The organism is Citrobacter sedlakii (genome assembly GCF_018128425.1).
GTDB lineage: Bacteria > Pseudomonadota > Gammaproteobacteria > Enterobacterales > Enterobacteriaceae > Citrobacter_A > Citrobacter_A sedlakii.
Genome location: NZ_CP071070.1, coordinates 4,490,843 through 4,516,076 on the forward strand (window position 1 = coordinate 4,490,843; position 25,234 = coordinate 4,516,076).

A 25,234-nucleotide genomic window follows, 5' to 3' on the forward strand; every position below is an offset into this window, starting at 1 on the left:
ATGATGAAGACCAGTTGCGACGTCAGCCGGCAGGTCTTCGGGCTTGGAAGGTAATCCTTTATCCGGATAACAGAAATGAAGACTTCCCACCCACAGGCAGTGTCTGCTTACGCTCTCATTTCACCTTTCCTTACCGCTGCGCGTCAGCTCCAGATTCACACTGGATTCCCTTTTAACTCACAGGACCGGCACACGGATGCTACAGTCTGTAACAACATACTGTCCAGACCGATTGTTAAATATGAGAAGTCATCAATGTCTGGACATCTGTTGAGCAATCCCTACAATCCCCGCGTACTTTTATTTTTCAGGATGCATCATGACCCCCGAACACCTTCCGACAGAACAGTATGACGCGCAGCTCGCCGAAAAAGTGGTGCGCTTGCAGAGTATGATGGCGCCTTTTTCTGGCCTGGTTCCGGAAGTGTTCCGCTCCCCGGTCAGTCACTATCGTATGCGTGCTGAATTCCGCATCTGGCACGATGGCGATGATTTGTATCACATCATTTTCGATCAACAGACCAAAAGCCGGATTCGCGTGGACAGCTTTCCGGCGGCAAGCGAACTGATCAACCAGTTGATGAACGCGATGATCGACGGCGTGCGCACGAATCCTACCCTGCGCCATAAGCTGTTCCAGATTGACTATCTCACCACCATGAGCAATCAGGCAGTGGTGTCGCTGCTGTACCATAAAAAGCTGGACGATGCGTGGCGACAGGAAGCGGAAGCGCTGCGTGACGCCCTGCGCGCGCAAAATCTGAACGTGCATCTGATTGGCCGGGCGACCAAAACCAAAATCGCGCTGGATCAGGATTACATTGACGAGCGTCTGCCGGTGGCGGGCAAAGAGATGATCTACCGTCAGGTTGAAAACAGTTTCACCCAGCCAAACGCAGCGATGAATATTCAGATGCTGGAATGGGCGCTGGATGTCACGACAGGTTCGAAAGGCGATTTGCTGGAACTGTACTGCGGCAACGGTAACTTTTCCTTAGCGCTGGCGCGTAACTTTGAGCGCGTACTGGCGACCGAGATCGCCAAACCGTCCGTCGCCGCGGCGCAATTCAACATTGCGGCGAACCAGATCGAGAATGTGCAGATTATCCGCATGGCGGCAGAAGAATTTACCCAGGCGATGAACGGCGTTCGCGAGTTTACTCGTTTGAAGGGTATCGACCTGAAGAGCTATCAGTGCGAAACCATCTTTGTCGATCCACCGCGCAGCGGGCTGGACAGCGAAACCGAAAAAATGGTGCAGGCGTATCCGCGTATTTTATACATCTCCTGTAACCCGGAGACGCTGTGCAAAAATCTGGAAACGTTAAGCCAGACGCACAAAGTTGAACGTCTGGCGTTGTTCGACCAGTTCCCCTATACGCACCATATGGAGTGCGGCGTGTTACTCACCGCCAGGTAAAACAGACGCCGGATAAAGCAATTATGCCCCCATCCGGCCTGTCTTACTCTTCCGCGATGTCCTGCTTGCGGTTACGCATTTTCACGCCAATCCAGAATACCAGAATCACCGACAGCACCGCCGGGAAGAAATTGGAGCCGATATCCGGATACTCCGCGCGCACGACGGTACTGTACAGCAGCACGCCAAGAATAAAACAGGCCGCAGCCAGACCCGGCAACCCCACAGGCATGGTGCGATTTTGATAGCGCTGGTGCAGGCAATACACCGTCAGCACCAGAGAAATAATCGGGAAAACAGAAAACGGCACGATGGCGCTAAACAGCGCCGCGAACGTGCCATTGATCGACAAACCGGCGATCAGCGCCAGCAGCAGCGTACCTTTATCCTGAACTGACTGTTTCATTACTCTTCCTTCACGTTACCCGGAATGAGGGTCATCTTCTCTTGTTCACGGCGATACCAGTAATACGCTCCTTTCGCAATCATGCGCAGTTGCAATACCAGCCGCTCTTCTAATTGTCGGCGTTGTTCAGCGCCCACATCCAGCGCCTCGGCGCCCGCACTGAAGACGATCGTCACCATGGCTTCGGCTTGCGCTTCAGTAAACGCGCGAGGCATATGGTTTTCGAGTTCCAGATAGTCCGCAAGTTCCGCGATAAAATGCTGAATTTCTCGCGCAACGGCGGCACGAAATGCGGCGGAAGTGCCGGAGCGTTCACGCAATAATAAACGGAAGGCGTTAGGGTTGTTACCGATGAACTCCATAAATGTGGAGACCGAGGTGCGGATCACACTCCCTCCCTTGGCGATGCGCTGACGCGCCTGCCGCATGAGCTGTCGCAGCATCAGCCCGCTTTCATCGACCATGGTCAGCCCAAGTTCATCCACATCACGGAAATGGCGATAAAACGATGTGGGCGCGATACCTGCTTCACGCGCAACCTCGCGCAAGCTGAGGCTGGCGAAGCTACGCTCCGCGCTCAATTGACTGAATGCGGCCTCTACCAGCGAACGCCGGGTTTTTTCTTTTTGTTGCGCTCTAACGCCCATCACGATGTCTGAATCCTTCCATATGCCTTGTCTGGCACTATACCAGAGTTCAAAGTTAATCTGTTTGTTCAGCTTTGTGAATGATTGTTTACGCGCGGTTTGTGCTCCGGCTTCGCAAAAGAGCACAACGATAATTGGGTTATCAACGCAATGATGTTACTATTCTGTTGCTTTTATGTATAAGAACAGGTAAGCCACACCATGCCACATTCCTACGATTACGATGCCATAGTAATAGGTTCAGGCCCCGGCGGCGAAGGCGCTGCAATGGGACTGGTTAAGCAAGGAGCCCGCGTCGCGGTTATCGAACGTTATCATAACGTTGGCGGCGGTTGCACCCACTGGGGCACCATCCCGTCGAAAGCCCTCCGCCACGCCGTCAGCCGTATCATTGAATTCAATCAGAACCCCTTATATAGCGATCACTCCCGCCTGCTTCGTTCCTCTTTCGCCGACATTCTCAACCATGCCGATAACGTGATTAATCAGCAAACGCGTATGCGGCAGGGTTTTTACGAGCGTAACCACTGCGAAATATTGCAGGGTAATGCGCATTTTGTGGATGAACACACCCTGGCGCTGGAGTGTCATGACGGCACGGTTGAAACCCTGACCGCAGAGAAATTCATTATCGCCTGTGGTTCTCGTCCGTATCATCCAACAGACGTCGACTTCTCCCATCCGCGCATTTATGACAGCGACTCCATTCTCAATCTGCACCATGAACCTCGCCATGTGATTATTTATGGCGCGGGGGTGATTGGCTGCGAATATGCGTCGATCTTCCGCGGTATGGACGTCAAAGTTGATCTGATCAACACCCGGGATCGCCTGCTGGCGTTTCTCGATCAGGAGATGTCAGACTCCCTCTCTTACCATTTCTGGAACAGCGGCGTTGTGATTCGTCACAATGAAGAATACGAGAAGATCGAAGGCTGCGATGACGGGGTGATTATGCACCTCAAGTCCGGCAAGAAGCTGAAAGCTGACTGCCTGTTGTACGCCAATGGCCGTACCGGCAACACTGACTCTCTGGCGCTACAGAATATTGGCCTCGAAACGGACAGCCGGGGACAACTTAAGGTCAACAGCATGTACCAGACCGCGCTGCCGCACGTCTATGCGGTAGGCGATGTGATTGGTTATCCAAGTCTGGCCTCCGCGGCTTACGATCAGGGACGCATCGCCGCCCAGGCGCTGGTGAAGGGAGAAGCGACCGCGCATCTGATCGAAGATATCCCCACCGGCATTTACACCATTCCCGAAATCAGCTCCGTAGGGAAAACCGAACAGCAGTTGACGTCGATGAAGGTGCCTTACGAGGTGGGTCGCGCCCAGTTTAAACATCTGGCGCGCGCGCAAATCGTCGGCATGAACGTCGGCACGCTGAAGATTCTGTTTCATCGGGAAACAAAAGAAATTCTGGGGATCCACTGCTTTGGCGAGCGCGCAGCCGAGATTATTCACATCGGCCAGGCGATTATGGAGCAAAAAGGTGGCGGTAACACGATTGAATACTTCGTTAACACCACCTTTAACTACCCGACAATGGCGGAAGCCTATCGGGTAGCGGCGTTAAACGGCTTAAACCGCCTTTTTTAACGCGTTGTCAAAATGGCCATCCATCGCGCCGCGGATGGCCTCTGCCAGTTGCTCATAGCGACTGCGCAGCGGGGAGCCCGGGCGGTACACCAGTCCCACCGTACGACGCGGCTCCGGCTTAATACACGGCAAATAGACAACGCCGTCGCGCTTGCGCTCTTGCGGTACCGCCAGTGCAGGCAATAAGGTAATCCCGCTGCCTGCCGCCACCATATTACGCAACGTTTCCAGGCTGGTCGCGCGGAAATGGGTATCTTCGTCGGCGCCCGCTTCAAAGCAGAAGCCCATCGCCTGATCGCGCAGACAGTGGCCATCTTCCAGCATCAGCAGTTTCTCACCCGCCAGATCTGACATCGGTACGCAATCACGGTTCGCCCACGGGTGATCTTCGTAAATGGCCAGCAGCATCGGCTCGTCGAACAGCGGCACTTCAATAAACGCTTCACTCTCTTTCACCAGCGCCAGGATCACGCAGTCCAGCTTGCCGCTGTCCAGTTGCGCCAGCAGTTGATGGGTTTGCGCTTCATGCAGATACATTTCCAGCTTCGGGAACGTCTGGTGCAGCATCGGAATAATATGCGGCAACAGGTAAGGACCCACGGTTGGGATCAAACCAATGTGCAGGGGGCCAGACATGGTTTCACCCTGCTGGCTTGCCATCTCCTTGAGCACTTTGACCTCACGCAGCACGGTGCGCGCCTGGTCCACCAGTAGCAAACCTGCCTGCGTAAACAGCACCTTACGACTCGTCCGCTCCAGCAGCATCACGCCCAGCTCATCTTCCAGCTTGCGGATCTGCCCGCTCAGCGTTGGCTGACTGACATGACAGGAATCAGCCGCCCGCCGGAAGTGGCGGTGTTCGGCTAATGCCACCAGATATTCAAGATCGCGAATATTCATTATTCATCCTCCATCGCCACGATAGTTCATGGCGATAGGTAGCATAGCAACGAACGATTATCCCTATCAAGCTTTCTGATTAATAATACATCACAGAAACGGAGCGGTATCGTTTAACCCTTGAAGTCACTGCCCGTTCTGAGAGTTTCTCTCAACCCGAATAACTAAAGCCAACGTGAACTTTTGCGGACCCCGTGGTCCGCATTTTTTTGCGTAAAAAAGCCCGGCGCAAGGCCAGGCTTAAACGTGTTGCCGGATAAATCCGGCACATGATCCCCTACGCCAGACGCGCCTTCGCGTAGCTAATGGCCTGCGCCACCTGCTGCGGAGAAACGCCGCCCTTCGCCGCACGTTTATCCAGGCATGACTGTAACGACAGGACAGGATAGACATCGTCGCCAATCGCGCTGCTGAATTTCTGCAGCTCCGCCAACGGCAGATCCTCCAGCGGTTTCCCCTGACGAATCGCCTCAACCACTGTTTCACCCACGATATGGTGCGCTTCACGGAACGGAACGCCTTTCGCCACCAGGTAATCCGCCAGCTCAGTGGCGTTAGCATACCCCTGCTGCGCCGCGTCCTGGCAGCGCGGACGTTTCACCTGAATGCCATCCAGCACCAGCGCCGCCATATGCAGGCAGTCCAGCCAGGTGTCGAGCGCGTCAAACAGGCCCTCTTTGTCTTCCTGCATGTCTTTGTTATACGCCAGCGGCAGGCCTTTCAGCGTCATCATCATGCCCGTCAGCGCCCCCTGCACGCGGCCGCATTTACCGCGGATCAGCTCCAGCGCGTCCGGGTTTTTCTTCTGCGGCATCAGGGAAGAGCCGGACGTCACGCGATCGGACAACTCAACGAAGCCCGCCTCGCCGGTGTTAAAGAAAATCAGGTCCTCCGCGAACCGTGAAAGATGCACCATACCGATGGAGGCGTTGGACAGCAGCTCCAGCACGTGGTCACGGTCGGACACGCTGTCCAGGCTATTACGCGTCGCCGAGGCAAAGCCCAGCCAGCCTGCCAGCTGTTCACGATCGATCTCATAGGCTGTCCCGGCCAGCGCGCCGCAGCCCAGCGGGCTGACGTCCAGACGTTTCAGGGCATCCTGCAGACGGCTTTCGTCCCGCGCCAGCATCTCGACATACGCCAGGCACCAGTGAGCAAACGTCACCGGCTGCGCGCGCTGCAGGTGGGTGTAACCCGGCATAACGGCATCCTGATTATGGTCTGCCGTCTCCACCAACGCGCGCTGCAGCTGGCGGTTGGCGGTGAGCAGTTCGCTCACGGTGTCTTTACACCACAATTTCAAATCCGTGGCGACCTGATCGTTACGGCTGCGTCCGGTGTGCAGCTTTTTACCTAACTGCCCCACTTTATCGATCAGTTTACCTTCTACCCAACTGTGGATATCTTCCGCGTCGCTTTCCAGGATCTGCTGCGGGTTCGCGCGAACGTCTTCCAGCAAAATGGTCAGCGCGTCTTCAAGCTGACGCTGCTCGTCAGCGGTTAACACGCCGACGGTGACCAGCGCTTTGGACCAGGCGACAGAACCCACAATATCCTGCTCCGCCAGGCGGTAGTCGAAGCGCAACGAGTCGTTGAACTGTTTAAACCGCTGATCTGCTGCCTGAGTAAAACGCCCACCCCAAAGTGCCATACCATGCTTCCTTAATATCTTTGAATGTCATTGCCCGGCGACGCTGCGCTTACCGGGCCTACAAAACCGTAAATCGATTACGCCAGAATACGCGTTCCAATCGGCGTACCGTTAAACAGCGCCGGGAGTTGCTCCGCATGACGCCAGGAGGCGATATCCACCGGGCGGCCGAGCGTACGGGCCGCATCCAGCGCGGCGTTCACTTTAACGATCATGCCGTCGGTGATAATGCCCTGATCTATCAGTTGTTCCGCTTTCGCGGCGGTCATTTCGGCAATACGCTGGCCTTTACCATCCAGAATACCGCTCACATCGGAGAGCAGGATCAGATCCGCTCCCAGCGTTGCCGCCAGCGCGGTCGCTGCCTGGTCGGCGTTAACGTTCATCAGTTGTCCGTCTTCCGTCACGCCAATCGAACTCACTACCGGCAGAAAACCGCCCGCCAACAGGGTGTTGATCAACGCCGGCGATCCCGGCTGCGCCAGTCCAACATGACCTAATTCTTCATCCAGTTGAGTGACGTTGACGCTGTCGCCATCACCCAGATAAAGCCCGACGGCAGCGATATGATGCTTCTTCGCCCACGCCAGCAGGGTTTTGTTCGCCGTGCCCGCCAGCGCGCCGGTAATGATGTCAATCTGGTCGGCAGGCGTCACGCGCAGGCCGTTTTTCTTTTTGACCGGCAGGTTCAGTCCTTTCATCAGTTCGTCGACCACACAGCCGCCGCCGTGAACAATCACCAGCGGGCGTGGATGTGATTCACGATAGTTAACCAGCGCGGTAAACAGACGCTCCAGCGCCTCTTCGCTATCCAGTAATACACCGCCCAGCTTGATAATTAATGGATTCATCATTGCACCCTTAAATAAGAGACTGCGCTTCAGCGAAGCCGAAACGAATATTGGCACACTGTACTGCCTGCGCAGCCGCACCTTTCAACAAGTTATCTTCGGTGGCCACCAGGATCAAATGCTCGTCCTGTACGGCAAAACCGATATCACAGAATGGTAAACCAACCACATTCTTCAGCGCCGGGACGCCTTTGTCATACAGGCGCACCAGGGGCTTATCGCGATACGCCTGCTGCAAGGTCTGGGCAACGTGCGCCTGCGTCACGCCCGGCTTCAGGCGGCAGGTGATAGTTTCAAGGATCCCGCGTGGGAAGTTGCCCAGATGCGGCGTGAAGATCACGTCTGCGCCCAAATGGGTGGCGATTTCCGGCTGGTGACGATGGGTAAACACCCCGTACGGCTGTAAGCTTACTTCGCAGAAACTGTTAGATAGGGCCGCTTTACGCCCTGCGCCGCTCACGCCGCTGGTGGCATTGATCACCGGCCATTGCGTCAGATCCAGCAGTTCGCCATCGATCAACGGCTTCAGAGACAGTTGCGCCGCCGTCGGGTAGCAGCCCGGCACGGCAATCAGGTTCGCTTCTTTTAACGCTTCCGCGTTCCATTCCGCCAGACCATAAACCGCGGTTGCCAGCAGCTCAGGGTATTGATGGGTAAAGCCATAATATTTTTCATAGAACCCGGCGTCATTCACCCGAAACGCGCCGGAAAGGTCGAAGACCACGCAACCGGCGGCAAGAAACTGCGGCGCCAGGTCATGGCTGACTTCGTGGGCGGTGGCTAAAAACACCACGTCCACGCCGTCAGTAAACGCGCTGATGTCGGACATCGGCTGCAAAGGCAGATCGACAATGCCTTTAAGCCACGGATGCAAATCGGAAATTAACTTTCCTGCATCATTGCTTTGCGCTGAGACGGTCAAAGCGGTTATGGTCATATGAGGGTGGCGATTTACGTAGCTTACAAGCTCTGCGCCCGCATAACCGCTAGCGCCTACAATCAGCGTATTCAACATCGGGTTCCTTTATGCTCAACGTTAATGTATTTTTATTCACATTTATTGCATGAATATTGATACTATCACGACCTAAGGTGTGTCAACAATGAAAATGAACTTACCGCCATTTATCGAGATTTACCGCGCCCTGATTGCCACGCCGTCCATCAGCGCCACCGAAGAAGCGCTGGACCAGAGCAACGCGACTTTAATCAATCTGCTGGCGGGGTGGTTCAGCGATCTTGGCTTTAAGGTGGAGGTTCAACCGGTTCCGGGAACCCGAAACAAATTCAATCTGCTCGCCAGCTCCGGACAGGGCGCGGGCGGTCTGCTGCTAACGGGCCACACCGACACCGTGCCGTTTGACGACGGGCGCTGGACGCGCGACCCCTTCACGCTCACCGAGCACGACAACAAGCTCTACGGTCTGGGAACCGCGGACATGAAGGGCTTCTTCGCGTTTATTCTCGACGCCCTGCGTGACGTCGACGTGACGACGCTGAAAAAACCGCTGTACATTCTGGCGACTGCCGATGAAGAAACCAGCATGGCGGGCGCGCGCTATTTTTCTGAAAATACATCGATTCGCCCGGACTGCGCCATCATCGGCGAGCCAACGTCACTGCAACCGATTCGTGCCCATAAGGGCCATATCTCCACGGCGGTGCGGGTGCTCGGTCAGTCCGGTCACTCCAGCGATCCGGCGCGCGGCGTGAACGCCATTGAGCTGATGCATGACGCGATAGGCCGCATCATACAACTGCGCGACTCGCTAAAAGAACGCTACCACTATGAGGCGTTCACCGTACCGTATCCGACACTGAACCTCGGCAGCCTGCACGGCGGCGACGCCTCGAACCGCATCTGCGCCTGCTGTGAGCTGCACATGGATATCCGTCCCTTGCCGGGCATGACGCTGAGCGATCTTGACGGCCTACTGAACGAAGCGCTGGCTCCGGTGAGTGAACGTTGGCCGGGTCGCCTGACGGTGGCGGAACTGCATCCGCCTATTCCGGGCTACGAATGTCCCCCGGATCACCAGTTGGTTGAAGTGGTGGAAAAACTGCTCGGCGAAAAAACCGACGTAGTGAACTACTGCACCGAAGCGCCATTTATTCAAACGCTGTGCCCGACGCTGGTCCTCGGTCCGGGTTCTATTAATCAGGCCCATCAGCCGGATGAATATCTGGAGACGCGTTTTATTAAACCGACCCGGGAATTAATCACTCAGGTCGTGCATCACTTTTGCTGGCATTAAATGTTCATCGCCGCGTTAACACTTTTGAGTTAATCGCGGCGTTTATTTTACATTTTCATAAGTAATGCTTATTTGATCCACGAGGAATTAACTTTCGTAAATTGGCCGCGATTTCTCGGTTTGCTGAACCGATTTCGCAGCAATTGACGACAGGGGTTTTACGTGGCTTTATAAAAGACGACGAAGAACAATGTCCAACATATTTCGTGGTGTAGCAAGGCGGCAAACAAGCACATCCAGGGGACTGACATAAGCCGGTAACCTCGGGTGTCGAGCGCCGCTACGACGCGAAAAGCGCAGGACAATTACAACAGAGATGGGGTGTCTGGGTTAATATGAACGAACAATATTCCGCGTTGCGTAGTAATGTCAGTATGCTCGGCAAAGTGCTGGGAGAAACCATCAAGGATGCGCTGGGAGAGAACATTCTTGATCGCGTAGAAACAATCCGTAAGCTGTCTAAATCTTCACGCGCTGGCAATGAGGCAAACCGCCAGGAGTTGCTCACCACGTTACAGAATTTGTCGAACGATGAGCTGCTGCCCGTTGCCCGCGCGTTCAGCCAGTTCCTCAATCTGGCCAATACCGCCGAGCAATACCACAGCATTTCGCCGAAAGGCGAAGCCGCCAGCAACCCGGAAGTGATTGCCCGCACCCTGCGTAAACTCAAAAATCAGCCGGATCTTAACGAAGCGACCATCAAAAAAGCGGTGGAATCCCTGTCGCTTGAACTGGTGCTAACCGCCCACCCGACGGAAATTACCCGCCGCACGCTGATCCACAAAATGGTGGAAGTTAACGCCTGCTTAAAACAGCTCGACAACAAGGACATCGTCGATTACGAACGTCACCAGCTGATGCGCCGTCTACGCCAGCTGATCGCCCAGTCCTGGCATACCGATGAAATTCGTAAGCTGCGCCCCAGCCCGGTAGACGAAGCAAAATGGGGCTTCGCGGTGGTGGAGAACAGTCTCTGGCAGGGTGTACCTAACTACCTGCGCGAGCTAAACGAACAGCTTGAAGAGAATCTGGGCTACCAGTTGCCGGTTGATTTCGTGCCCGTGCGATTCACTTCGTGGATGGGCGGCGACCGTGACGGTAACCCGAATGTTACCGCCGACATTACCCGCCATGTCCTGCTACTGAGCCGCTGGAAGGCCACCGACCTGTTCCTGAAAGATATTCAGGTTCTGGTCTCAGAATTGTCGATGGTTGACGCCACGCCGGAACTGTTAGCGATGGTGGGTGAAGAAGGCGCCTCGGAGCCTTATCGCTATCTGATGAAAAATCTGCGCGCCCGCCTGATGGCGACACAGGCCTGGCTGGAGGCACGTCTGAAAGGCGAAAAGCTACCGAAACCGGCGGGATTGCTGACGCAAAACGAACAGCTTTGGGAACCGCTTTACGCCTGCTATCAGTCCTTACAGGCTTGCGGTATGGGGATTATCGCCAACGGCGAACTGCTCGATACCCTGCGCCGCGTGAAATGTTTCGGCGTACCGCTGGTGCGTATTGATATCCGTCAGGAAAGCACTCGCCACACCGAAGCGCTGGGTGAACTAACCCGCTATCTCGGCATCGGCGACTATGAAAGCTGGTCAGAAGCGGACAAACAGGCGTTCCTGATCCGCGAACTGAATTCCAAGCGTCCATTGCTGCCGCATCACTGGGAGCCAAGCAACGACACCCGTGAAGTGCTCGACACCTGTAAAGTCATCGCTGAAGCGCCGAAAGGGTCTATTGCCGCCTACGTGATTTCCATGGCGAAAACGCCGTCTGACGTGCTGGCGGTACACCTGCTGCTGAAAGAAGCGGGCATTGGTTTCGCCATGCCGGTTGCCCCGCTGTTTGAAACCCTCGACGACCTGAACAACGCCGACGATGTCATGACCCAACTGCTGAACATCGACTGGTATCGCGGTTTGATCCAGGGCAAGCAGATGGTGATGATCGGCTATTCCGACTCGGCGAAAGACGCCGGAGTCATGGCGGCGTCCTGGGCACAGTATCAGGCACAGGATGCGCTCATCAAAACCTGCGAGAAAGCGGGTATCGAACTGACGCTGTTCCACGGTCGCGGCGGCTCGATTGGTCGCGGCGGCGCGCCAGCTCACGCCGCATTGCTGTCGCAGCCGCCAGGCAGCCTGAAAGGCGGTCTGCGCGTGACCGAACAGGGCGAAATGATCCGCTTTAAATACGGTTTGCCGGAAGTGACCGTCAGCAGCCTGTCGCTGTATACCAGCGCCATCCTGGAAGCGAATCTGCTGCCGCCGCCGGAACCGAAAGACGGCTGGCGTCATATCATGGACGAGCTGTCGGTGATCTCCTGCGATCTGTACCGGGGCTATGTGCGTGAAAACAAAGACTTCGTGCCTTACTTCCGCTCTGCAACGCCGGAACAGGAACTGGGCAAACTGCCGCTCGGTTCACGTCCGGCGAAACGCCGTCCGACCGGCGGCGTGGAATCACTGCGCGCCATTCCGTGGATCTTCGCCTGGACACAAAACCGTCTGATGCTGCCCGCCTGGCTGGGCGCCGGTACCGCGCTGCAAAAAGTGGTTGAAGATGGTAAGCAAAGCGAACTGGAAGCCATGTGCCGCGACTGGCCGTTCTTCTCCACCCGTCTCGGCATGCTGGAAATGGTGTTCGCAAAAGCGGATTTGTGGCTGGCGGAATATTACGATCAGCGTCTGGTGTCGAAAGAACTGTGGCCGCTGGGTAAAGAGCTGCGTGACCTGCTGCAAGAAGACATCAAGGTGGTGCTGGATATCGCGAACGATTCACATCTGATGGCCGATCTGCCGTGGATTGCCGAATCTATCCAGTTGCGTAATATCTACACCGACCCGCTAAACGTCCTGCAGGCAGAGTTACTGCACCGCTCGCGTCTGACGGAAGAACAGGGTAAAGAGCCGGATCCGCGCGTTGAGCAGGCGCTGATGGTGACCATCGCTGGGGTGGCGGCTGGTATGCGTAACACCGGCTAACGTTCCTTCTCTCGTCACCCTCGTGCGATGGCGCGAGGGTGATCTGAAATATAACTGTCATAAATACTTCGTTTTAAATATATTCATGTCTGTTTTTTCCACCGTAAGAATTTTCAGGCGCTCCCTTCCCCCTTCGGGCGGGGAGCGCTTCAGAATTTCTTAAGGTTTTGTCGTTACGTTTTGCATCACGTTTAAAGACAGGCTATTCACATGCATTCCACAAAACTCCCGTCTCCCTCTGCGTTTAGCGGAAAAGCGCTGGGCTGGGCGCTTCTCTATTTTTGGTTTTTTTCAACTTTACTTCAGGCAACCATTTTTATCAGCGGCTACAGCGGCACTAACGGGCTGCGGGACTCTCTGCTGTTCAGTTCCCTGTGGCTGATTCCGGTGATCCTGTTTCCGAACCGCATCCGCGTCATTGCGGCGGTCATCGGCATTATCCTGTGGGCAACGTCACTGGCCGCGCTCAGTTATTACGTCATTTACGGCCAGGAGTTCTCGCAAAGCGTCCTGTTCGTCATGTTTGAAAGCAACGCCAATGAAGCCAGCGAGTATCTGGCACAGTATTTCAGTCTGAAACTTGTGCTTATCGCACTGGCCTATACGGCGGTCGCGATCTTCCTGTGGACGCGTCTGCGCCCGGTTGTTATTCCTTCGCCGTGGCGCTATCTGGTGTCAGTTGCCCTGCTTTACGGGCTGATCCTGCATCCGATGGCGGTGAATACGTTTATCAAGCACAAGCCGTTTGAGAAGACGCTGGACAGCTTGGCGTCACGCATGGAGCCCGCCGCGCCGTGGCAGTTTATCTCGGGCTATTATCAGTACCAGCGCCAGCTTTCTTCGCTGAATAACCTGCTCAGTGAAAACCACGCTCTGCCGCCGCTGGCGAATTTCAAAGACAGCAGCGGCGACGCGCCGCGCACGCTGGTACTGGTCATTGGCGAATCCACTCAACGTGGTCGCATGAGCCTGTACGGCTATCCGCGAGAAACCACGCCGCAACTGGACGCGCTTCGTAAGACTGACCCGAATCTGACCGTCTTCAATAACGTGGTGACCTCGCGCCCCTACACGATTGAGATTCTTCAGCAGGCGCTGACCTTCGCTAATGAGAAGCATCCGGACCTGTATCTGACCAAACCGTCGCTGATGAACATGATGAAACAGGCGGGATATAAGACCTTCTGGATCACTAATCAGCAGACGATGACCGCGCGTAATACCATGCTGACGGTGTTCTCTAAACAGACTGATAAGCAGTTCTATATGAACCAGCAGCGCACGCAGAGCGCGCGTGAATATGACACCAATGTGCTTGCGCCGTTTAAAGAAGTCATGGCCGACCCGGCGCCGAAAAAATTCATCATCGTCCATTTGCTGGGAACACACATTAAGTACAAATTCCGCTATCCCGAAAACGAGGGGAAATTTGATGGAAATACCGACCACGTCCCGCCAGGTCTGAGCGAAGAGGAGCTGGAGTCGTACAACGATTACGACAACGCCAACCTGTACAACGACAAGGTGGTGGCGAGTCTGATCCGCGATTATAAAGCGACCGACCCGAACGGCTTCCTGCTCTATTTTTCCGATCACGGTGAAGAAGTGTACGACACGCCGCCGCACAAAACGCAGGGACGTAACGAAGACAATCCGACGCGCCATATGTATACCGTACCGTTCCTGCTGTGGACGTCGGAAAAGTGGCAGGCGGCGCATCCGCGCGACTTCTCGCAGGACGTAGACAGGAAGTACAGCAGTTCTGAACTGATCCACACCTGGTCGGACTTAGCGGGCTTAAGCTACGACGGTTTCGATCCTACTCGCTCTGTCGTCAACCCGCAGTTTAAAGAGATCACGCGCTGGATTGGCAATCCGTACAAGAAAAAAGCGTTGATTGATTACGACACCCTGCCGTATGGCGATCTCCCCGGCAATCAGTAACCCACGGCAGTGCCGAATGGCGGCAGCCCCCTTACCCGGTCTACAAATGTAGGCCGGGCAAACGACGCGCATCCGGCAATAATCACTTGAGACCATCGGTTTTCAACGATACTGTTTCCCTGTCTGCGCTCTGCAAGGGATCAACATGTTTCAAGACGTCAGCCATCTTCTTTCCCGCCTGATTAATGGCCCCGCTCCGCTGCGCCAGATTTACTTTGCTGGTACCAGCGCGCCTTCACCGGAACTGGCCTATCAGGTGGATTTTCCTCGGCTGGAGATCGTACTGGAAGGCGAACTGACCGACGCCAGCGTTGGCGATACGCTGACAGACTGCGACGCGCTCTACGTTCCGGCGGGCGGCTGGAACCTCCCACGCTGGCAGGCGCCGACAACGACGCTCAGTATTCTGTTTGGCAAACAGCAGCTAGGCTTCAGCGTTGTGCAATGGGACGGAACAACCTTTCAGAACCTGACGAAGCAGCACGTTGCGCGACGCGGCCCACGCATCGGCTCTTTCCTGCTACAAACGCTTAATGAAATGCAGATGCAGCCGCAGGAGCAGCAAACCGCGCGGTTAATTGTCGCCAGCCTGCTTAGCCACTGCCGCGACCTGCTCGGCAGCCAGATTCAGACCTCATCCCGGAGCCAGGCGCTGTTTGAAGCCATTCGCGATTATATCGACGAGCATTACGCCTCGCCGCTCACCCGTGAGTCAGTGGCCCAGGCGTTTTATATTTCGCCTAACTATCTCTCGCACCTGTTTCAAAAAACAGGCGCTGTCGGCTTTAACGAATACCTTAATCACACACGGCTGGAACACGCGAAAACGTTACTGAAGGGCTACGATCTGAAAGTAAAAGAGGTGGCTCACACCTGTGGATTTGTGGACAGCAATTACTTTTGCCGCCTGTTTCGTAAAAATACGGAACGCTCGCCGTCTGAGTACCGTCGCCAGTACCACAGTCAATTGACGGAAAAGCAGGCTAGTTCAGAATAAAATGGGTTTGCTGCGGGGCGGAAAGCAGTTTACGTACCACGCTGATTACCCGCTGCGGTTCGCGCAAAAAAGCGCTGATCCCCGACTGCACGTAGCGGCTATGAATAAAACGCTCCGCGCCAGCCAGCTCGATGTCGGTAATCAACAGAACGGCGTCGGCCCGGCTGATATCCTCTTCCGTTAATCGGTTTTCTATCCCCAGCGCGCCCTGCGTTTCAATTTTAATGCTCCACTTTTCCTGCTGACAGAGCTTCTCCAGACGTTCTGCCGCCATGTAAGTATGCGCCACGCCGCTGACGCACGCGGTCACCGCAACCAGATAGCGTCCCGTTGAGCTGGACATATTAACCTCCTGTGGTCACCTCAAAACCAGCTCTCTCGGCCATGGCGCGGTAAATCGCCACGGTTTCTGCCGTCGGGGCCGGAATATCTTTCATCGCCCACGCCTGCCCGAGCAGGCGATATTTCGGTTCACCATATAAATGAAACGGTAACAGGTGAACGTGTTTTATACCAAGCGATAACAGCAGGCTCAGCGCGTGCTGCATATTCCCGGGCGTGAGGGTATAACCCGGGATCAGCGGCAGACGCGGAATGACATGAACACCTTCCGCCACCAGCAGTCGCAGATTCGCCAGCACCCGCGGCTGGTTCATGTTTACGATATCGCGCGCCTGTTCCGGCGACATGATTTTTAAATCAAAGAGCACCTCATCGCAGGCTTTCGCCAGCGGCAGAAGACGACTGGCAGGCGCATCACCCGCGGTTTCAATCGCGCAGCGCACGCCCCAGCGCCGCAGGCGGTGCAGGAAGCGGGTTGCGAAGGGAGCCTGCATCAAGACCTCGCCGCCGGAGAGGGTCACGCCGCCACCGGACGTGCGAAAGAAAATGTCGTCTTTCATGACTTCACCCTCCAGCTCATCCAGCGTGATATCACGCCCAATTCGCTCAAACGCCCCGGAAGGACACTCGTCAGCATCCCGCAGACACGGCGCGCAATGCAGGCATTTGCTTTCCCGCCGCACGGTTTCGATACGCGGCGAAATAGATTCAGGATTGGCGCACCACGGACAGGTATGTGGGCAGCCTTTAAAAAATACTACCGTGCGTATTCCCTGTCCGTCATTCAGCGAGTAACGCTGAATATTGAAGATGCGCGCAACGTCTTCGCTACGTGGATCCAGCACCTCACAACTGATGCGCGGTGCGCCGAATGATGTCATCCTGGATCTCCTTCGACAGCTCAACAAAGAAGGCGCTGTAGCCCGCCACGCGAACCACCAGACCAGCAAAATCCTGAGGACGTTGTTGCGCTTCGCGCAGCGTTTCGGCATTCACGACGTTAAACTGGATATGCTGCAGCTTCAATTGGGTAAATGCACGCAGGAAATCGGCCAGCTTGCGCAGGCCCGCTTCGCCTTCGAGGGTCGCTGGCGTAAACTTCACGTTCAACAGCGTGCCGTTAGAGAGCAGCGTGTTGTCGAGTTTACTGACTGATTTCAGCACCGCCGTCGGCCCTTGCATATCCTGCCCAAGCATGGGCGACAGCCCCCCGTCCGCCAACTGTTCTCCGGCGAAGCGACCGTCTGGCGTCGCTCCAACTACCGCGCCCAGCGGCACATGCGCGGAAACGGTATAAGAGCCAGGCGTAAACTGGCCGCCGCGCGGGTTCTGATATTTTTCGACTTCTTTGCAGTAATGACGCAACAGTTCAGCGCTAATGTTATCGACATCATCAATGTCGTTACCGTATTTTTCGAAGCGGTTGATCAGCCGGGCGCGGATTTTTTCCCCTTCCGGCGTCGCAAAATTGGCTTTCAGCACTGCGAGCAGTTCATCGAAACTCAGGCGCTGCTGCTCAAACACCAGCCCGTTCAGGGCATGCAAAGAGTCGCTCAGGTTGGCGATGCCAATTCCCTGAACGCCCGAGAAGTTATAGCGCGCACCGCCGTCGGTAATATCGCGGCCCTTCTCCAGGCAGTCGCTAATATACGATGAAAGCAGCGGCACCGGCGCCCAGTCGCGATGGCCGATATCGCAAATATTGCTGCCTTCCACCATCAGAGTGATGTAGTGGCTGATTTTAGCGCGAATATGCGCCAGCAGGCTTTCATAGCTGAGTTCGCTATTGCCTTCATTTTCAAACAGGCTGATTTCCATAACTTTCAGCAGGTTAAACATGGCGATGTCATGCAGACCATAGGTTCGTCCCGGTATCGACAGCTCCACGCAGCCTACCACGGCATAATCTCGCGCATCTTCCAGCGATACGCCGCGATTCAGAAAAGCCGGTACCACCACTTCATCATTGAAAATTTGTGGAATACCGGTGCCGAGACGAATGGTCTCCGCCGTTTTCATCAGGAATGGCGTATCGATTAACGCATTGGTGCGCACGCCGAGGTTTGGCTGCGGCAATTGAACGCTCTGGTAGGCATCAAGACACAGGAAAGAGAGGATGTTTACCGCGCTGCGTCCGTTTTCGGTTAATCCGCCAAGCAACGCAGTGTAACCCGTTGGGAAACCGGCGAAATAGCGGGCGCTGCTGGTCGAGCGCAATAACACGATGTCGTTGCACTTTACCCACAGGGACTCGAGCAACTCTTTCAGAAACGCAGGATCGTCTCCCTGCGTCAGCGATGCCTGATAAAACGGCAGCATATACTGGTCGAAACGCCCAAGCGACAGCGAACTGGCGTTAGACTCATATTGCAAAATGATGTTCATGTACCAGAACAACTGACACGCCTGCCAGAAGGTCTGTGGCTTATGCGCGGCGTTATGCCGCGAATTTGCCGCGATGGTGAGTAATTCCTGACGACGTGTCTCGTCTGCGCAACCTTCTGCCATCTCCTCCGCCAGCGCGGCATAGCGCAGAATATGACGCTGCGACGCCTCCAGCAGCAATAGCGCGGCCTGATAAAAGTGATTATCCGGTGCCCGCTGACAGTGCGCGCGCATTTGCGCCACCAGTTCACCCAGCCCGTTATTCAGCAAGCGCGGATAATCAATGATAATGTGTCCCTGCCCTTTATCCGTCTGGTTGACGCTAAAAATCTGCGTGCTGACGGCGGCTTTGACCTCATCAGTCATCTGACCGTTGATGAAGTCCTTCATCGAACGCTTCTCCCAGTACGGGTACAGCGTTTCGCGATAAAGGCGTTTGTCCTCATCGCTGATATCAAAACGGTCCTGCGGTCGCGTCGGAAACTGATCGAGTTCCTTGAGCAACCAGTACGGATCCATTTCCGGAGACATAATGCCTGCGCGCGGTTTAACGGTACGGTTTCCGGCAATCAATTCTTCATCACGAATCGAAATGGCAACATGTTCAAGAATATACGCTGTCGCTTTAGCACGGCGCAGAATAACCGGCTCGCCTTCGGTTTGCTGGTGGCTGGCGGTGTAAAGCAGCGCACGTTCCAGCGAGATTTCCCGGTTGTTCTGGAACAGCGCGCTTTTCAGGCGTTGGATACGGTCTGTCATAAGGAACTCCCTGAAGCCTGACCATCAGGCTCTTGAATCCAAAACGGTTACGCGGTTTGCGCCAGATGCGCGTCAATCTTATTCATGATGGCGTCGGCACGTTTAACCGCATCGCTGATGTTGACGCGCACGATGGTCTTCCCGGCAAAACGCTCTTCAAACTTAATGCCGATATCTTTGGTCAGGATCACCATATCCGCGCTCGCCACGTCGTCTGGCGTCAGTTCATTTTCCAGGCCAATCGAACCCTGGGTCTCCACTTTCACTTCCCAACCCTTGGCTTTCGCCGCGCTTTCCAGCGCTTCGGCTGCCATATAGGTATGCGCAACGCCAGAAGGGCATGCGGTCACGGCAATAATTTTCGTCATGGTTTATTCCTCACTTAATTCATTTCAAAATCTAAATCGAGATCGTCTTCTTTTTCATCGGCCTGAGAGACATTCTTCCGCGCCAGGCTTTTCAGTACGTTCACGCAGAGCGCAGTAACGAGCGCGCCAACCACAACCGCAGCGATATACCCCAGTTTTCCTTCTACCACCGGCAACACGATTAACCCGCCCCAACCGGCGTAGCACTGCGCGCCGAACAGCGCGGCGGTAACCGCGCCGCAGGCAGAACCGAGCATGATGGAGGGGATCACGCGCAGCGGGTCAGCGGCGGCAAACGGTATCGCCCCTTCGGTGACGCCCACACAGCCCATCACCAGCGCCGCTTTTCCGGCTTCGCGTTCTTCAGAAGAGAAGTTTTTACGCCCCAGCAGCGTCGCCAGCCCTAAGCCCAGCGGCGGTACGCAGATTGCGACGGCGGCAATCGCCACGACGGTATAGACCCCCTGCGCCACGCAGATGAGCATGAAGGCATAGGCCACTTTGTTCACCGGACCGCCCATATCAAAGGCCAGCATCAGCCCCATAATGACCGCTAACATGACGATGCTGCCTTGCTGCATCCCTTGTAACCATTGCGTCAGGCTGCTTGTCAGCGCGCCCACCGGCTCACCCAGCCCCCACATCATGATACCCGCGGTGATAAAGGTGCCGACGATAGGGATAACGAAGATCGGCATGACCGAACGCAGCACCTTATGCACCGGGATTTTTTTCAGATAATGCACCACGATACCGCCGATAATCCCGGCAATCAGCGCACCAAAAAACCCGGCGCCAAAGCTGTTGCCCACCCAGGCGCCAATCGCGCAGGGCGCCAGCGCGGAACGTTCAGCTATGGAATAACCTATATACGCGGCGAGGAAAGGCACCATCAGCGTCAGCCCGGCGACGCCGATGTCGAACAGTTTCTTCAGATTCGGGTCAGTTGCGGCATCCGGCACCGCACCTTTGCCATACAGCATGACGGAGACCGCCAGCAAGATGCCGCCCGCGACAACAAAGGGGATCATATGCGACACCCCCGTCATCAGATGCTGACGGGTATTTTTCAGGATCTGCACCAACTCTTTCATACGTCGCTCCCGGGCCAGTGAAAGCCCATATCCATAACGTTGTTGTGGCAAACAATAGGCAATCCGCAGCGACGCAGACAGTGGATAAAAAGGCCATTTACTGGATTTTTGTAATATCAGTACAAAAATGCGATCCGCCTCATAACTTCTACTCTCCGACAGATGACAGCTAACGCGTCGAGTTGTGAGGCGACTCGCACTTTTCACCTTACATTACATTTATCCAGTTTTTGGCAGATTTGTCACATGGCAGAACTCAACCCAGCCCTTTTATCCTGTAAGCAGAAATCCGTTATGGGAGAGAGGCAATGGCCCTGATTGTGGAATTTACCTGTGAACTGCCCAATGGCGTCCATGCGCGCCCGGCAAGCCACGTGGAAACGCTGTGCAATACCTTTACGTCTCAGATTGAATGGCACAATCTGCGCACTGGCCGAAAAGGTAACGCCAAAAGCGCGCTGTCGCTGATCGGCACCGACACGCTGGCAGGCGACCGTTGCCAGTTGCTGATTACCGGCGCAGATGAAGCCAATGCCCACCAGCGACTGAATCAGTGGCTACGCGTTGAATTTCCGCATTGCGATGCGCCGCTCGCAGAGGTTAATAACCGTGAATTAGACGCGCTTCCGGCCTCGCTGACTCACCTTAACCCGCAGTTATTCCGCGCCCGCCCCGTCTGCAACGGTAGCGCGGGTGGCGTGCTGACCCCTCTCTCTTCGCTGGATCTTAACGCGCTCGGCGAACTTCCAGCAGCGAAAGACGTGGAGCAGGAACAGTCAGCGCTGGATCGCGGTCTGACGTTGTTAACGAAAAACATTGCGTTCCGTTTGCTGGACAGTGACGGTCCTACCAGCGCGATTCTGGAAGCCCACCGTTCACTGGCAAGCGACGCATCCCTGCGTCAGCATCTGCTGGCTGGCGTTTCGCGCGGCTTAAGCTGCGCGCAGGCGATTATCGAAAGTGCGAACCATTTCTGCGACGAATTCGCCCGTTCCAGCAGCAGTTATCTGCAGGAACGCGCGCTGGATGTCCGTGACGTCTGCTTCCAGCTGTTACAGCATATTTACGGCGAAACACGTTTTCCGCCGCCGGGCCAACTGACCCAGCCAGCCGTGTGTATGGCGGACGAACTGACGCCAAGCCAGTTTCTGGAGCTGGATAAAACGTACCTGAAAGGGTTATTGTTAAAAAGCGGCGGCACCACGTCGCACACGGTCATTCTCGCCCGCTCGTTCAATATCCCGACGCTGGTGGGCGTAGAGACAGAGGCCTTAACACCGTGGCGGCATCAGAAAGTGTATATCGACGGAAACGCAGGCGCGGTAGTGGTGTCGCCGAGCGAAGCCATCGAGCGCTATTATCAACAAGAAGCCCGGGTACAGGAGACGCTGCGTGAACAGCAGCGCATCTGGCTGACGCAGGAAGCGCGCACCGCTGACGGCATCCGGATGGAAGTCGCCGCTAACATCGCCCACGCCGTTGAAGCCCAGGCGGCATTCAGTAACGGTGCGGAAGCGGTCGGTCTGTTCCGCACGGAAATGCTGTATATGGATCGCGCCAGCGCGCCGGACGAAAACGAGTTATACAATATTTTTTGCCAGGCGCTGGAGTCCGCGCGGGGACGCAGCATTATCGTGCGCACAATGGACATCGGCGGCGATAAGCCGGTGGACTACCTGAACATTCCTGCCGAAGCCAACCCGTTCCTCGGCTATCGCGCTGTACGCATCTACGAAGAATACGCCGCGCTGTTTACCACCCAACTGCGATCGATTCTGCGCGCATCCGCCCACGGCAGTCTGAAGATCATGATTCCGATGATCTCCTCCATGGAGGAGATCCTGTGGGTCAAAGAGAAACTGGCGGAAGCCAAACAGCAGTTACGCAATGAACACATTCCGTTCGATGAGAAAATCCCTCTTGGCATTATGCTGGAAGTGCCGTCGGTAATGTTCATTATCGACCAGTGCTGCGAAGAAATTGATTTCTTCAGCATCGGCAGCAACGACCTGACGCAATATCTGCTGGCCGTCGATCGCGATAACGCCAAAGTCACCCGCCACTACAACAGCCTGAATCCGGCCTTTTTACGCGCGCTGGACTACGCGGTGCAGGCGGTGCATCGCCAGGGAAAATGGATTGGCCTGTGTGGCGAACTGGGCGCCAAAGGCTCCGTACTGCCGCTGCTCGTGGGGTTAGGTCTGGATGAAATCAGCATGAGCGCACCGTCAATCCCCGCCGCTAAAGCGCGGATGGCGCAACTGGACAGCCGTGCCTGTCGCCAGTTGCTGAATCAGGCGATGGCCTGCCGTACGTCGCTGGAAGTGGAACATTTGCTGGCGCAGTTCCGCATGAGCCAGCAGGACGCCCCGCTGGTCACCGCCGAGTGCATCCGGCTTGACAGCGACTGGCGCAGTAAAGAGGAGGTGATCAAAGGAATGACCGACAACTTACTGCTGGCGGGCCGTTGCCGCTATCCACGCAAACTGGAAGCCGATCTCTGGGCACGCGAAGCAGTATTCTCCACCGGTTTGGGCTTTAGCTTCGCCATTCCACACAGCAAGTCTGAACACATTGAGCAATCGACCATCAGCGTGGCGCGCCTCAACGCGCCGGTGCGTTGGGGAGACGACGATGCGCAGTTCATCATCATGCTCACACTCAACAAACACGCCGCTGGCGATCAGCATATGCGCATTTTCTCGCGCCTGGCCCGCCGGATTATGCATGAAGAATTTCGTAACGCGCTGGTGAACGCCGCGTCCGCCGACGCCATCGCCAGTCTGCTGCAACATGAACTTGAACTCTGAGAGGAAGGAAAATGGAGCTGTATTTAGATACCGCCAATGTGCGGGAAGTCGAACGTCTGGCACGCATCTTCCCGATTGCGGGCGTGACCACTAACCCGAGCATTGTGGCGGCAAGTAAAGAGTCTGTTTGGGATGTGCTGCCTCGCTTACAAAACGCCATTGGCGAAACCGGCATTCTGTTTGCCCAGACCATGAGCCGCGACGCGCAGGGCATGGTGAGCGAAGCGAAGCGACTGAACAACGCCATACCGGGCATTGTGGTGAAAATCCCGGTGACGTCCGAAGGACTGGCCGCAATCAAGCAACTGAAAACCGAAGGGATTACCACCCTCGGCACCGCCGTCTACAGCGCATCGCAGGGGCTGCTGGCCGCGCTGGCAGGCGCAAAATACGTCGCGCCCTACGTCAACCGCGTCGACGCGCAGGGCGGAGACGGCATCCGTACGGTGCAGGAACTGCAAACGCTGCTGGAACTGCACGCCCCGGACAGCAAAGTGCTGGCGGCCAGTTTCAAAACTCCCCGCCAGGCGCTGGACTGTTTGCTGGCAGGTTGCGAAGCGATCACCCTTCCTTTAGATGTAGCGCAACAAATGCTTGATACCCCTGCGGTACAGTCGGCTATTGAGAAGTTTGAGCAAGACTGGAAAAACGCTTTCGGAAACATCAACCTGTAAAGGGGATAACGTATGGATCGCATTATTCAATCACCTGGTAAATACATCCAGGGAGCAGATGTCATCACACGTCTTGGCGACTACCTCAAGCCGCTGGCAGAACGCTGGCTGGTTGTCGGCGACAAATTTGTTCTGGGTTTCGCCCAGAGCGCGCTGGAAAAAAGCATCCAGGACGCCGGACTGACGCTGGAAATCGCACCGTTTGGCGGCGAATGTTCCCAGAACGAGATTGACCGACTGCGCGACGTGGCTGAAAAAGCGCAATGTGCGGCAGTGCTCGGCATCGGCGGGGGTAAAACGCTTGATACCGCAAAAGCGCTTGCACACTTTATGAACGTGCCGGTCGCTATCGCGCCGACGATTGCCTCCACCGATGCGCCATGCAGCGCCCTTTCCGTTATCTACACCGACGCCGGAGAATTCGACCGTTATCTGATGCTGCCGCATAACCCGCACATGGTGATCGTCGACACTAAAATTGTCGCTGGCGCCCCGGCGCGTTTGTTAGCCGCAGGTATTGGCGATGCGCTGGCAACCTGGTTTGAAGCGCGCGCTTGTTCACGTAGCGGCGCGGTTACCATGGCGGGAGGGAAATGCACCCAGGCCGCGCTGGCGCTGGCTGAGCTGTGCTACAACACGCTGCTGGAAGAAGGCGAAAAAGCGATGCTGGCCGCCGAGCAGCACGTTGTGACGCCCGCTCTTGAGCGCGTAATCGAAGCGAACACCTACCTGAGCGGCGTGGGTTTTGAAAGTGGAGGTCTGGCGGCAGCCCACGCGATCCATAACGGCCTGACGGCGATTCCTGATGCGCATCACTACTATCATGGTGAAAAAGTGGCGTTTGGTACGTTGACGCAGTTGGTGCTGGAAAATGCCCCGGTAGAAGAAATTGAAACCGTCGCCGCGCTGTGTCACTCCGTCGGTCTACCAATCACACTGGCGCAACTGGATATTAAACAGGATATTCCGGCGAAAATGCGCACTGTGGCAGAAGCCGCCTGTGCGGAAGGAGAAACGATCCATAACATGCCTGGCGGTGCGACGCCGGACGAAGTGTATGCCGCCCTGCTGGTGGCCGATCAATACGGTCAGCGCTACCTGCAAGAGTGGGAATAAGTTGAGTTTGCCGGATGGCGCTAACG

Annotated in this window: 20 protein-coding genes and 1 riboswitch; of the genes, 9 read left to right on the top strand and 11 right to left on the bottom strand. The window is 55.8% G+C overall.

The window, feature by feature from the left end; translation table 11 throughout:
• Positions 1–11: 11 nt before the first annotated feature.
• A riboswitch (cobalamin riboswitch) is annotated at positions 12–205 on the bottom strand.
• A gap of 114 nt (positions 206–319) precedes the next feature.
• Positions 320–1,420, top strand: a complete 1,101-nt coding sequence (trmA, locus tag JY391_RS21250; RefSeq protein ID WP_211934983.1) for a tRNA (uridine(54)-C5)-methyltransferase TrmA — start codon at positions 320–322, stop codon at positions 1,418–1,420.
• 43 nt (positions 1,421–1,463) lie between these two features.
• Here the strand turns inward: trmA and JY391_RS21255 are convergent, their stop codons facing one another.
• Together JY391_RS21255 and fabR are read right to left on the bottom strand one after the other, a co-directional pair.
• Complete coding sequence (locus JY391_RS21255; protein WP_060571021.1) at positions 1,464–1,826, bottom strand: YijD family membrane protein; 363 nt, start codon at positions 1,824–1,826, stop codon at positions 1,464–1,466.
• Positions 1,826–2,476 (bottom strand): HTH-type transcriptional repressor FabR, encoded by a 651-nt coding sequence (gene fabR / locus JY391_RS21260; protein ID WP_060571020.1) that lies wholly within the window; start codon positions 2,474–2,476, stop codon positions 1,826–1,828. The genes JY391_RS21255 and fabR overlap by 1 nt, the downstream gene beginning before the upstream one ends.
• Before the next feature lie 198 nt (positions 2,477–2,674).
• On the opposite strand from fabR, the gene sthA reads away from it, so the two are divergent.
• On the top strand, positions 2,675–4,075 hold the full coding sequence (gene sthA, locus JY391_RS21265; RefSeq protein ID WP_042292659.1) for a Si-specific NAD(P)(+) transhydrogenase: 1,401 nt from the start codon (positions 2,675–2,677) through the stop codon (positions 4,073–4,075).
• On the opposite strand, the gene oxyR is transcribed toward sthA, so the two are convergent.
• From oxyR to argC, 4 genes are all read right to left on the bottom strand, one after another.
• Entirely contained in the window at positions 4,058–4,975 is a 918-nt protein-coding gene (gene oxyR / locus JY391_RS21270; RefSeq protein ID WP_042292657.1) for a DNA-binding transcriptional regulator OxyR, read from the bottom strand. The two genes, sthA and oxyR, sit on opposite strands and share 18 nt — an antisense overlap.
• A gap of 277 nt (positions 4,976–5,252) precedes the next feature.
• Entirely contained in the window at positions 5,253–6,626 is a 1,374-nt protein-coding gene (argH, locus tag JY391_RS21275; protein ID WP_060571019.1) for an argininosuccinate lyase, read from the bottom strand.
• A gap of 77 nt (positions 6,627–6,703) precedes the next feature.
• Entirely contained in the window at positions 6,704–7,480 is a 777-nt protein-coding gene (gene argB / locus JY391_RS21280) for an acetylglutamate kinase (RefSeq protein WP_211934984.1), read from the bottom strand.
• Between the two features lie 7 nt (positions 7,481–7,487).
• The gene (argC, locus tag JY391_RS21285) at positions 7,488–8,492 is read right to left on the bottom strand and encodes an N-acetyl-gamma-glutamyl-phosphate reductase (protein ID WP_060571018.1); all 1,005 of its coding nucleotides are present in this window, start codon (positions 8,490–8,492) and stop codon (positions 7,488–7,490) included.
• Positions 8,493–8,580: 88 nt separating this feature from the next.
• On the opposite strand from argC, the gene argE reads away from it, so the two are divergent.
• The 4 genes from argE to JY391_RS21305 all read left to right on the top strand — a co-directional run bounded on the left by argE (position 8,581) and on the right by JY391_RS21305 (position 15,660).
• Positions 8,581–9,732 carry an acetylornithine deacetylase gene (gene argE / locus JY391_RS21290; protein WP_211934985.1) on the top strand — a complete coding sequence of 384 codons (1,152 nt, stop codon included), beginning with the start codon at positions 8,581–8,583 and terminating at the stop codon, positions 9,730–9,732.
• A gap of 335 nt (positions 9,733–10,067) precedes the next feature.
• Positions 10,068–12,719, top strand: coding sequence for a phosphoenolpyruvate carboxylase (gene ppc / locus JY391_RS21295; RefSeq protein WP_042292644.1), 2,652 nt, complete (start codon positions 10,068–10,070; stop codon positions 12,717–12,719).
• Between the two features lie 210 nt (positions 12,720–12,929).
• Positions 12,930–14,663, top strand: a complete 1,734-nt coding sequence (locus JY391_RS21300; RefSeq protein WP_211934986.1) for a phosphoethanolamine transferase CptA — start codon at positions 12,930–12,932, stop codon at positions 14,661–14,663.
• 145 nt (positions 14,664–14,808) lie between these two features.
• The gene (locus tag JY391_RS21305; RefSeq protein ID WP_181822213.1) at positions 14,809–15,660 is read left to right on the top strand and encodes a helix-turn-helix transcriptional regulator; all 852 of its coding nucleotides are present in this window, start codon (positions 14,809–14,811) and stop codon (positions 15,658–15,660) included.
• Here JY391_RS21305 and JY391_RS21310 read toward each other — a convergent pair.
• From JY391_RS21310 to JY391_RS21330, 5 genes are read right to left on the bottom strand one after another with little or no spacing between them, the layout of a single operon-like run.
• Complete coding sequence (locus JY391_RS21310) at positions 15,647–16,003, bottom strand: PTS fructose-like transporter subunit IIB (RefSeq protein ID WP_042292636.1); 357 nt, start codon at positions 16,001–16,003, stop codon at positions 15,647–15,649. The genes JY391_RS21305 and JY391_RS21310 overlap by 14 nt on opposite strands.
• 1 nt (position 16,004) lies before the next feature.
• Positions 16,005–16,883: a [formate-C-acetyltransferase]-activating enzyme gene (locus tag JY391_RS21315; RefSeq protein WP_211934987.1), complete on the bottom strand. Its 879-nt coding sequence runs from the start codon at positions 16,881–16,883 to the stop codon at positions 16,005–16,007.
• Positions 16,849–19,146: a formate C-acetyltransferase gene (locus JY391_RS21320; RefSeq protein ID WP_211934988.1), complete on the bottom strand. Its 2,298-nt coding sequence runs from the start codon at positions 19,144–19,146 to the stop codon at positions 16,849–16,851. The genes JY391_RS21315 and JY391_RS21320 overlap by 35 nt, the downstream gene beginning before the upstream one ends.
• A 47-nt stretch (positions 19,147–19,193) precedes the next feature.
• Positions 19,194–19,514: a PTS fructose-like transporter subunit IIB gene (locus tag JY391_RS21325; protein ID WP_012907781.1), complete on the bottom strand. Its 321-nt coding sequence runs from the start codon at positions 19,512–19,514 to the stop codon at positions 19,194–19,196.
• Between the two features lie 14 nt (positions 19,515–19,528).
• Positions 19,529–20,608 carry a PTS fructose transporter subunit EIIC gene (locus JY391_RS21330; protein ID WP_211934989.1) on the bottom strand — a complete coding sequence of 360 codons (1,080 nt, stop codon included), beginning with the start codon at positions 20,606–20,608 and terminating at the stop codon, positions 19,529–19,531.
• Positions 20,609–20,916: 308 nt separating this feature from the next.
• Between JY391_RS21330 and ptsP the strand changes: the two genes are divergently transcribed.
• From ptsP to gldA, 3 genes are read left to right on the top strand one after another with little or no spacing between them, the layout of a single operon-like run.
• The gene (gene ptsP / locus JY391_RS21335; protein ID WP_211934990.1) at positions 20,917–23,418 is read left to right on the top strand and encodes a phosphoenolpyruvate--protein phosphotransferase; all 2,502 of its coding nucleotides are present in this window, start codon (positions 20,917–20,919) and stop codon (positions 23,416–23,418) included.
• Between the two features lie 11 nt (positions 23,419–23,429).
• Entirely contained in the window at positions 23,430–24,092 is a 663-nt protein-coding gene (fsa, locus tag JY391_RS21340; RefSeq protein ID WP_042292623.1) for a fructose-6-phosphate aldolase, read from the top strand.
• A gap of 12 nt (positions 24,093–24,104) precedes the next feature.
• Positions 24,105–25,208: a bifunctional L-1,2-propanediol dehydrogenase/glycerol dehydrogenase gene (gene gldA, locus JY391_RS21345; protein WP_042292621.1), complete on the top strand. Its 1,104-nt coding sequence runs from the start codon at positions 24,105–24,107 to the stop codon at positions 25,206–25,208.
• Positions 25,209–25,234 lie beyond the last annotated feature (26 nt).